Source organism: Sphingobacterium faecium (genome assembly GCF_003054045.1).
GTDB classification, from domain to species: domain Bacteria; phylum Bacteroidota; class Bacteroidia; order Sphingobacteriales; family Sphingobacteriaceae; genus Sphingobacterium; species Sphingobacterium faecium.
The window spans coordinates 755,434-767,263 of record NZ_QBKH01000002.1 but is presented as its reverse complement, the minus strand read 5'-3'; the positions used below and the strand labels follow the sequence as shown (position 1 = coordinate 767,263).

At 37.3% G+C, this 11,830-nt stretch carries 5 protein-coding genes; all 5 read right to left on the bottom strand.

All coding sequences use genetic code 11. From position 1 onward, the window contains the following. Positions 1 to 17 precede the first annotated feature (17 nt). Positions 18 to 1,319 carry a ribosome biogenesis GTPase Der gene (gene der / locus C8N37_RS07445; RefSeq protein WP_108158299.1) on the bottom strand — a complete coding sequence of 434 codons (1,302 nt, stop codon included), beginning with the start codon at positions 1,317 to 1,319 and terminating at the stop codon, positions 18 to 20. Positions 1,320 to 1,638: 319 nt separating this feature from the next. Beyond that, on the bottom strand, positions 1,639 to 3,372 hold the full coding sequence (locus C8N37_RS07440; protein ID WP_108158298.1) for a RagB/SusD family nutrient uptake outer membrane protein: 1,734 nt from the start codon (positions 3,370 to 3,372) through the stop codon (positions 1,639 to 1,641). A 20-nt stretch (positions 3,373 to 3,392) separates the two neighbouring features. After that, entirely contained in the window at positions 3,393 to 6,470 is a 3,078-nt protein-coding gene (locus C8N37_RS07435; protein ID WP_170114494.1) for a SusC/RagA family TonB-linked outer membrane protein, read from the bottom strand. A gap of 307 nt (positions 6,471 to 6,777) precedes the next feature. Then, positions 6,778 to 8,412, bottom strand: a complete 1,635-nt coding sequence (locus tag C8N37_RS07430) for a RagB/SusD family nutrient uptake outer membrane protein (RefSeq protein ID WP_108158297.1) — start codon at positions 8,410 to 8,412, stop codon at positions 6,778 to 6,780. 18 nt (positions 8,413 to 8,430) lie between these two features. Then, on the bottom strand, positions 8,431 to 11,529 hold the full coding sequence (locus C8N37_RS07425) for a SusC/RagA family TonB-linked outer membrane protein (protein ID WP_108158296.1): 3,099 nt from the start codon (positions 11,527 to 11,529) through the stop codon (positions 8,431 to 8,433). Between the last annotated feature and the right edge of the window lie 301 nt (positions 11,530 to 11,830).

The following is an 11,830-nucleotide window of genomic DNA, read 5'->3' as shown; positions in this document are numbered from 1 at the left end:
TAGAAAAATATCAGTTTCTATTTTTGTCTAAAATATATTTGAATTGGAACTCCCTCGAAATCGAAGTGCTCACGCAGTTTATTTTCAATATAACGTTTGTATGGATCTTTCACATACTGTGGTAAGTTACAGAAGAATGCAAACATGGGTGTACGTCCAGGAAGCTGAGTAACATACTTCACTTTGATATATTTACCTTTTAGAGCTGGTGGCGGATAATTTTCGATCACCTGCAACATCACCTCATTTAATTTTGAAGTAGGAATTTTCTTTGTTTTATTTTCGTAGACTTTTGCAGCGACCTCCAAAGTTTTGAAAATACGCTGTTTTTCAGTAACTGATGTAAAAACGATAGGTATATCAGTAAAAGGAGCGATTTTCTCTTTGATACGCGCCTCAAACTCCTTCATTGTTTTATTATCTTTATCAATGGTATCCCATTTGTTCACAACAATTACAATCCCCTTTCTATTTTTCTCTGCAAGATGGAAAATATTAATATCCTGCGCTTCAATACCATCATTAGCATCCAACATCAAAAGAACAACATCCGAATCCTCCAAAGCTTTAATCGTACGCATGACAGAATAAAACTCAATATCTTCGTTTACTTTAGACTTACGTCTCAAACCAGCCGTATCAATCAATAAGAATTCATGACCGAACTGTTTGTAATGGATACGAATCGAATCACGAGTAGTACCTGCTACTGGTGTCACGATATTGCGATCTACACCCAACAGCGCATTGGTTAAAGAAGATTTACCTACATTTGGACGACCTACAATCGTGTATTTTGCTAATGTCGTATCGTCTTCGGGTTCATCTTCAAAAGTGGAGACTACCGCATCTAACAACTCTCCTGTACCAGATCCTGTAGCTGAAGAAACATTATAGATCTCACCTAAACCAAATGCATAAAACTCAGCCGAATCATGGTGTAATTTAGCATGATCAACTTTATTCGCTGCTACATATACAGGCTTAGAACTTCTTCTTAAAATATCAGCAATCTCATCATCTAAATCAGTGATTCCTGTGGTTACATCCACCATAAATATGATAGCAGATGCTTCTTCTATTGCGATATGAACTTGGTCACGAATTGCTTCTTCAAAAACATCATCCGATCCATGTACAAACCCACCAGTATCAATTACTGTAAAATTCTTTCCTATCCATTCTGCCGTTTCATAGTGACGGTCGCGCGTCACTCCACTAAAGTCATCAACAATAGCTTTTCTACTCTCCGTCAGACGATTAAAAAGCGTGGATTTCCCAACATTTGGACGACCTACAATTGCAACAATATTTGCCATATTTTTACTATATATTATTCTCGTTACCTCACGGCAACTTATTTAAATACAATTTAACTCAGTTGGCAAAGTTACACAATATACCTGGTATTTTTGGAAACCATTCTAATCTAATCGTAAACTATAGCATTTTTATGATCAATTTTTAAACGATGCTTCCATGGATCAAATCGTCTTGCTATCAGCACGTAAAGTTATTTTTAAAATTATCTTTCATAAGCAAGCACATCGTTAAGCAGGCGTTGTATTCCTAGCTCACAAAAAAAATGGCTTTGCAAATCTGCAAAGCCATTCAGTAATCAGAAATTATAACTTAAATCTATTGTGTTGGATTTTGAGTCAACACTCCAGGATATGAATTAATCGCACTCTGTGGGATAAAGTATACCACACGGAAGTCTGTTGGTGCGATAACCTCAGATTGATTATGCGGTCCCGGATATTGACGCGTCAATGCTTCACCGTTACGAAATACATCATAGCTACGTTCTGCTTGAAATGCCAATTCCAATTCACGCTCTTTATCAATTAATTTACTCGCATTTAAAGCATTTAAAGATGAATATGCACCATTTGTAATTGAGCGGGTTCTTATTTTATTTAAATCCGCCAATGCAGCACCGTAATTACCCAGTTTTGCTTGTGCTTCTGCTCTATTGAGATAAACCTCTCCTAATCTGCTGATGACGGGTGAATGCAATTGCGAATTTTCACCTTCTTTAGAACATTTCGTGATGTAAAACTGAGGATATACACGATTTAATGAAATATAATAATCCAATACCCCATTATACGTTTTACCATCCTTGTATTTTATACTATAAGTTCCTTCATTGGCGTCGATCACTGTTAATGCATAAGGTATTCTTTGTTCGGCAGTAGTCGCCGTTTTTGGAATTACCTCTATAGCAGTAACGGTGTTACCTGTTCGCTCAATAATAAATTGGGCATAATTTAATGTATTTGCAGCGTCTTCTTTTATAAAGCGAAAGACCTCGGTATACTTCCCTGTCTTTTCATCTTCGGAATAAGTGGGTTCTATAAAGGAAGCACGCGCATCAACGATACGGTAGTTGTCTGGGCGCCAGTCGTTACGACCTGTTTCATTTAGCAAATCGATGTATTTTGCACTTGCATACATCTCACCCCAGCCCATACCGCCGATATTTGAATACATACCACCAACACCATAATAATGATCATAACCCGAAAATTCAGATGCGACTCTTTTAATGGCAAAGATCGTCTCGGCATTATTCTCTGGTGTAAAGGTATTATATTTCATAAATTTGTCTCGATCCAACAAGGTATAGTCTCCAGAGTTGATCACTTTATCCGCATACTCTACTGACAATCTTGCGTATTCGGCATTTGGAGACTGGTATGTACCGCTCATATACAGGTAAACTCGAGATAACATGGCTTGAGCTGCTCCCTTAGAAGCATAGATATTGCCTTTTTTAATTGTCAATAACGATTCTGCCTTCTTCAAATCACTGATCGCCTGTTCATACGTTGCTTTAACGGTAGCACGGTCAGGTAAACGCAGATCATTAAAAACATCATCAGGGGTACCATTTACAATAGGCACTCCAAGATTGGTTTCAGGACTTTGGTAATAAGGACGTCCATAGGCACGAACCAAGTAGAAATACATCATGCCACGAATGTAATAACACTCCCCTAATTGGTTGTCTTTTTCAGGACTTTCACCTTCAGTAATGATTTTCATCACATTGGATGACTGCGCAATAGCCTTATACCCCGCATTCCAAAATTCAGATAAACGTCCGTTATTTGGCGTACGTGCATACGAAATAAACTCATAAAATGCATCCGTCGAAGCTCCGCGAATCATCATATTATCGCCGGCATACTCGCCAGCGCGATGCATCGGATCCGACCAGGCTTTCAATTGTCCATATGCGCCATTAATCCCGGCATCTGGATTGCTAGAAATATTATCCGAATCCATTAAATTATGGGGGAACCGATCTATATTACATGATGTAATGGTAGCAGCTGTTAATAGTATAGATAGTATCTTTTTCATAAAATTTTTCTCTCTTTTAACTAAAATGTCACATTAAGACCAAACATAAATTTGCGTGTAGCAGGATATATAGCTGGACCTGCCGAACCTAAGATAGCGCCTGTATCTTCATTGATCGAAATCTCAGGATCCACACCTGAATAGTTCGTAATGGTAAACAAGTTCTCCCCCGTAAAGAATACACGGACATTTTTCAATTTATATTGTTCCAATTTCAGGTTATAGCCCAAGGTCAACGAACGCAATCTTAAAAAATCACTATCTTCTAAATAACGCGTTGATGTAGAATTTCCTTTATCGTTATTATTGTATTTAGCGATTGGATGCGTAGCAATATCTCCTGGTTTTTCCCAGCGACTCCAGCCGTCTTGCAATTTCATCTGATTCCTATCGGTATAGGTTCCATCAGAATCATATTCTTGACGAGAATAATTATAGATCTTCCCACCAATGGAGTACCCAAATGATGCATTGAGATCAAAATGTTTGTAAGTGATTCCTGTATTGAATCCACCAAATAGATCTGGGGATGCTTTTCCTGCCTTCTGCAAGGTAGCTGCTGAATAATTAGAAGTCTTGACTTGAGTTTGATTACCATCCTGATCGGTTTCAACTTTATACCATTCAGGAGCACCAGTCTCCACATTGACCCCAGCCCATATCGGCATATAATAAGTATCAACCGGTAATCCTGGCTCCAAAACTCGACTAGCAGAACCAGCGATGCCTAAACCATCACCGATGATAAGAGGTCTTGTCACATCGTTGCCATTAGCATCTTTGCTCTTAATCAATTCGGTTAACTTATTTTTGTTATGGCCGATATTGATATCCAAGCTCCAAGTGAAGTCATTTTTACGAATGATATCACCTCCTAAAGTAAGCTCAATACCTCTATTTTGCATTTTACCAATATTCTTATACACACTTGTGACGCCCGTCATTCCACTGATTGGCACGTTATATAAGATATTGTCCGTTTTTTTATCATAGTAATCAAAAGTGACACGAGCACGATTGTTGAACATGGTTGCATCAAATCCTGCACCTGTTGTAAAGGTACGTTCCCAAGTCAGATTTTTATTTCCAATCCGATAAATCAAAGCTCCCGAATTTTCATTATAACCTGATGCCAATGAAACAGAATATAAGTTGTATTGTGGATATAATTCGCTAGGACGGTTACCTACGGAACCGTATGAAGCACGGACTTTCAAATTATCAATCCAGGCGGCATTGAACCAACTCTCGCGATTGATATTCCATCCTCCACTCACGGAGAAAAAATTACCATATTTAGCGTTATCTCCAAAATTGGAAGCACCATCACGACGGAAAGATACCTGTCCCAAATATTTACCATCGTAAGCATAATTTGCATTCGATAATAAAGATTGGACTGCCCATTCATTAATATTTCCTCTAGTACGTTCTGGTTTAGCAACAACATTTAACACTTCGAAGCCAGGAATAAAACCTGTACCATAAACATCTAATGTCTTGTCCCAATAATCATTGAATTCATAAGCTGCTAATGCATTCACAGCATGTTTACCCCAAGATTTATTAAAACGCAATATCTGACTGGTATAACGACGCGCATATTCTGAGCGGTAATCTGTTAAACGTCCCTTTACACTTTCTCCTCCACTAGAACGAGGATCTGTATACCCCGCAGCACTATAAGTATTATAGCGGTAGTTATTAACGGATGAAAAAGTCAACCAATTGGTGAATTTAATATCAAAGTCCATATTACCGCTGAACTCATAATTGGTATTGGCACTATGATCCCATTGTAAATCATATAGGTAGTTTGTGTTCGCACTATTTACCCACCCGCTATAACGATGAGGAACCGGCTTGCCATCTGCATCAAATGGACTATCCCAAGGGAAATTTGAATACATCGCTGTTGTAGAATATTGTCTATCCTCTACTCCTCTACGTGCTCCAACTAAAGTTGGTTTAACGGTCAACCATTTCGTCGGTTTATAAACCGTATTCATACGGAAATTATAACGATCGTAATCATAGCCTTTCACAGCACCTACTTCATTGTAGTAACCCAATGATAGATAAGATTGTAGCTTTTCAGTACCCGATTGGATAGAAATATTATGATTTTGGGTAAAACCATGTTGTGTAGCCACTTTCCACCAATCGAAATCACTATTTCTCAAATCAGCATTCCAACGTGGGAATTTAATTGCCGCTTGGTTTGCAAACGAAGCATAATAATCATATAGCTCAGCACCATTCATCATTTTCAAATTACCAGTAGTAAGCTGATTAAATCCGATTTTTGAAGAAAAACTGATTGAAGTGCTATTTGCAGTAGGATTTTTTGTCGTGACGACAACCACACCATTTGCTCCCTGAGAACCATATATAGCCGTTGATGCTGCATCTTTTAATACCGTTAAGGTCGCAATATCATCTGGATTTAAATCTCCAGCACTAGATCCGAGAATAACACCATCGACAACCCAAAGTGGACTGGTAGTACCACTTAAAGTAGCTTGACCACGAATGACTACACCTCCTTTTGCTCCTGGTCTTCCCGTTCCTGGAGCAACATATACACCTGCAGCTTTACCATTTAACATATTTTCAACAGAAGGGGAAGTAATATCACGCAATTTATCACCTTTCACAGTCTGTAATGACCCTGTTAAACTTTCCTTTTTTTGGCTCCCGTAACCAACAACCACAACCTCTTCTAGTGCCTCATTTGATGCTACAAGTACGACATTCACTGTTGAACCCTGCACAGGTTTTTCAACCTTATCAAATCCGACAGCTGAAAATACTAAAGTCTGGCCAGCAGAAACTTTGATCGAATAGCGTCCATTGGCATCCGTGGAAGTCGCAATTGTGGAATTTTCTTTCACATAAATCGTCACTCCACTTAATGGACTAGAACCAGCAGTAACAACACCAGATACTTGTTGCTGCAAACCATTATTTGCTTCGCTAATTAAATTTCTATTGTTATTTGCCATCACCATACTAGGAGCTACAAGAGCCAACATTAATGCAGATGTAATAGGATAAAATTTAGTCGCAAAAAAAGGTTTTGTAAATCTTTTATTCATAAACTTAAATTAAATATAATCAGTAAATTAGATAATTATCATAATTTCTCTCCTGCAAAATAGCGTAAAGATTAGTTAATATAAATTTAATATGAAACGAAATCGATTGCACAAAATAACGCAATCGTTTGTTTAGCTAACTAAAATATAGTTCGTTTTGAAACTACAAAATACACAGCCTTTATAACCCCTGATATATCGATCTGTAGGATACCCGATACACCATAAAAACTCAAAAATATAAACGCCATAAAAAAAGCAGGTATCCTTCGGAGATACCTGCTTTTGTTGAACATATTTAAAGAAATTAGTATCCTGTATTTTGAGTTAACACACCATATGATAAATCAATTTGACTCTGCGGAACAGGCATTAGATAAAGCCTATCATTCCAGATACGCTCTTGAGCTAGCCCGTTTTTCACATCGTAAATATTTTTCATCACATTAGGAGCGGTTTTCCAACGACGGATATCGTAATAGCGAACACCCTCTAGCACTAACTCAACAGCTCTTTCATTACGGATCAGATCCCTTAATTTACTTTGACTTCCATATGTACTGCGATCGACTTTAGGCATACCTGCACGAACACGAAGTTGGTCCAAAGCATCGAAAATAGTTGCATCAGGTCCAGATTTTTCATTTTGAGCTTCTGCATAGTTAAGTAAAACCTCAGCATAACGGATTAAGATCACATTAGCATAAGAATCAATCTGTTCTCTGCTGGATGTTGGATCTACCAACTTCCTGAAATTATAACCTGTAATAGACATATTAGATTTACCACTACTCCATGTAAATTGATACCCACCATCCTTCGTTAGTGCATTCCAAGGTGCGGTCTCAAACAAAATAGAGGCATAAAAACGTGGATCCCTATTTTTAAACTCCTTCACAAAATCAGCTTTATCAGCTTTCGCATAATGAGCAGCTCTTACTTCAGCACTTACAGGATTGACGGGTTCTCCAGTCTTATAATTAACATACAGGTTAACCAAATTTTGTGTTGGCGTTAAAGAACTCCAACCACCTACAGATCCTTCTGCCAACAACGTATTATTAGATTGAGGCTGAGCTACACGGATATACTGCCTATCTAAGATAACTTCATCGTTACCTTCATTTTCAACTTGAAAAATACCTTCATAACTTCTAAGTCCTAATCGAAACTTATGCTCATCATCAGCATTTTCAAAATCAACAAATTGTGCATAATTATCCTTTTTATTTAATTCCGATTCTGCACTTACCTGAAACAACTTGTATCCTAAACCCATTACTTCTTGTGCTGTGCGTGCTGCCTGTTCCCAATTATTTTCCATCAAATATAATCGAGATTGCAAAGCTAACGCAGCACCCTTTGTAATCCTTCCCTTTTCAGAAGAGTATGATACAGGCAATTTTGTTGATACTTCCTGCAACTCCTTAAATAAGAAATCCAGCACTTCCTTCTTCGCAACACGAGGTACATTAGATTCTTCTTTTGTTAGTACTTTAGTGACTAATGGTATATCACCAAACTTCTCTACCATAGGGATATATAAATAAGCACGAATGAAACGAACTTCAGCTTTATAACGTTCTTTAAGCGTTTCGTCCATAATAGCTTTATCCACATTTTCTAAAAAATAGTTACATGTACGAATAGGAATATAACTCCAACCTGCATCTATATCTGCACCTAGAGATCCTGCAGATATAGCGGTTGACGCACTCTCCCATGGATATTGAGCATGAACCAAATCAGTAGCTCCATCATCATACATACCATCTGATAATTTTCCGTAAATAGCGTTTACCGCTAATTTTACATCATTTTCAGTTCTCCAAAATTCTTCTTCAGGAATCTTATTGACAGGTGTACGATCTAAAAAATCTTTTGAACACGCTCCAAATAATAGCGTAGTTGCTAATAAGGAATATAATATATGTCTTTTCATTTCTTTTTCTATTAAAAATTAAAATTTAGCGGTTAACCCAACAGAAATTGTTTTCACACCCGGATAACTTGCTCTTCCCGAACCTGTTTCAGGATCAAAATCGCCCAGACGCTTATCCGCCATAATAGTAAATGGATTATTCGAAGACGCAAAGAAGCGCAATTGAGACATTTTGATATTACTCAACATTTCTTTAGGAAATGTATAGCCGACCGTAATCGCACGGATTCTGAAATAGTTGCCACTAAACAACCAAAAATCTGATGTTTTATAATTATGGGGTGCATCACCTGTCAATGTGATTCTCGGAAATGGAGCATCTGCTACATTATTCTCTTCAGACCAGCCATTTGCCCAGTTCTTCTTAATATTAGCTCCATTGAAGAAAGGAAAAGAGGCCTCGTTGTCCAAATAAGTTTTCACTCCACCAACCCCATAAGTCAACACATCGAGATCGAAATTTTTATAGGCCGCTCTGAAATTAAAACCATAATTAAACCAAGGAACATCATTACCTAAGATCGTACGATCCTCTGCATCAATTTTATTATCACCATTAATATCGACATATTTGATATCCCCTAACTTTGGCGTACCTCCCATTGCTTCATAATTAACCGCTTTAAGTTCTTCTGGATTAGTAAACAAGCCATCAGACTTATAACCATAGTAATCACCTACAGATCCGCCTACCCGATTGATATAGTAGCCCTCTGTAATCTCATTCACATCACCGAGCGAAAGTATGGTATTTTTTATCTTCGAAATATTTCCCGATACAGAATACGTAAACTCCTCACCGATTTTACCATTATACGTCAATGCGATCTCAATTCCTTTATTTTGCGTAGTCCCTTGATTATAAAATGGTGTATGGTCTTTATCAAATCCAGATGTAGACAAAGTCGCAGGTCGCAAGAGCACATCATCAGATTTCTTAACAAAGTAATCGGCTACTAAATTAAATTTCCCACCTAAAAAAGTGGCATCTAATCCAACATTGGACATGGTTACTTTCTCCCAAAGCGCAAGTCTATTGGCACCATATTGTTGTTCTAATCCATCAACTGCTACACCATCAAAACTATAGGCAGAATAACGATCCAAAAGATTATAATAATTGCCTATTGCAACAGCATCTTGATTTCCCAATGTTCCGTAAGATCCCCTTAATTTTAATAAGTCAATCCACTCAACATCTTCCATAAAAGATTCTTTATTGATATTCCAGCCTGCTGAGAATGATGGAAAAGTAGCTTTTCTAATCTCTGGAGCAAATCGAGAAGAATAGTCCATTCTGACGTTTGCTTCCAATAAGTACTTATCTTTGTACGAATAATTAAATCGACCAAAGAAGGAACGCAATGCCCACTCATCTTGTGTCGTACGATTGGCTAAACCTTTATCATCTTTACTGATTTCGCCAGAGCTACCGTTAATAATAGTAGAAGCATCATTATTAACGAAATTTTGTCTACCTAGAAATGCTTCTCTGTAGACATTTGACTCCTCAGAAGCTCCAACCGTTGCTTTCGCATAATGGTCACCAAACCTACGTTCATAATTAATTGTTCCTTGCAGCATAAGCTCCTGACGTTTGCCCCAAAACTCTTTTAGTTCATTGATTGCATTCACCGTAGAAGCCATGGGTTGTTTCGTAATGAAATTGATAACAGGATCTGTACGATTGATAAAATCAAAAGAATTGGTATTGGTATATTTCAAAGAGATAGCTCCATCGATAGATAAACCTTCAAGCGGCGTCAAAGATGCATTAGCAGCCATTTGCAAATAATTGTCTCGATTATTTCCTTTTCCACCTTCTGTAATGGCGCGCAGCTGATTGTTTTTAGCAATTGTCGCATTAGCTGCCCCATTTGAAATCGATCCCCATGAACCATCTGATTGACGTATCGAAGTAAAAGGAAGTGCTCTACCCATTTCGACCCAACTGATCGCGCTACCATTACGATCGTAATCTTGTTTCAAAAATGAAACATTGGTATTAAACGTTAACAAATCCTTAATTACCGTAGTATTGGTATTCAATTTCATGTTGATACGATCTTGTTTACGACCTGGTACTAAAGACTGTTGATCAAAATAGTTTAATCCAAGATAATAGTTGGTAATTTTTCCCGGAGCATTTACGTTCAATCCAAAATCACGCTGAGGAGCGGAACCTCTTAAAACCTCTTTATACCAATCATTATTAGGATAATAATCTGGATCAGTTTGATTTTTAAATTTATCAATCACATCTTGTTTAAATGTGGGTGCTTTACCAGCATTTACCATCGCCTTATTGTACAATTCTGCATAACCTACAGCATCAGCGTATTCCGGTAGATAGGTCGCACTTTGAAATCCGTAATTTGCATTAAAACCAATCACGGCACGATCTCCACCTCCACGCTTAGTTGTTACCAAAATAACGCCATTTGCTGCTCTTGAACCATATAATGATGCGGAAGCTGCATCTTTAAGTACCGACATGCTATTGATATCATTTGGACTTAATGCTGAAAATTCAGCACTAGTTGCTGGAATTCCATCGATGATAAACATCGGTGATGGGGAACCTAGATTCGTTCTACCACGCACCGTAATACTTCCCGTATTAGATGATGTACCACTGGAAGATTTTCCGACCTCTCCAGGTCTGCTCAATACGGTTATACCTGGAGATATACCTTGTAAAGCATTCTGCAATGACGTAACTGGCCTATCAGCCAATTGCTTAGGAGTAATTGTTGCTACAGAACCTGTAAGGTTAGCTTTCTTTTGTGTACCAAAAGCAACCACGACAACTTCATCTAACGCCGTATTGGAAGAATTTAATGAAATATTCAAATCTCCACCCGTATAAACCACTTCTTTAGGTTCGTAACCTACAATATTAAAAATAAGTGTTTTGCCTGTTTCAGCATTCAATTCGAATCCTCCACTGGGGTTGGTTGCCGTAGCATTGCTCGTACCTTTCTCTGTAATAGTTACACCTGACAACTTATTTCCTTTGTCATCTGTAACACTACCTTTTACTTTAATCTTCTGTGCAAAAGTTGCACTCATAACTAAAGATAAAGCACAAGAAAGTAAGATCGCTTTTCTTTTCATAGGTTAATATAATAAATGTAAATAATGATTTTTTTCAATGTATTTAAGCCAAATGTTTAACATTTGTAAACACAATATTAATCCTATATAATCAAATAAAAAAGCTAGAAAATCGAACAATCGATTGCACATATTGTTTAAACAACTTCAGTAGGCAAGTATAAATTATGGCAATAAAATCAATGTTATTTTGATAAATTACTAAAAATCAACAGCTTATTTTGAAAATTATTTAAGCAAAAAAAGATATATGAAGGAAAAATTAACTCGGAATTATATTGTAACAAATAAGGAATACAAG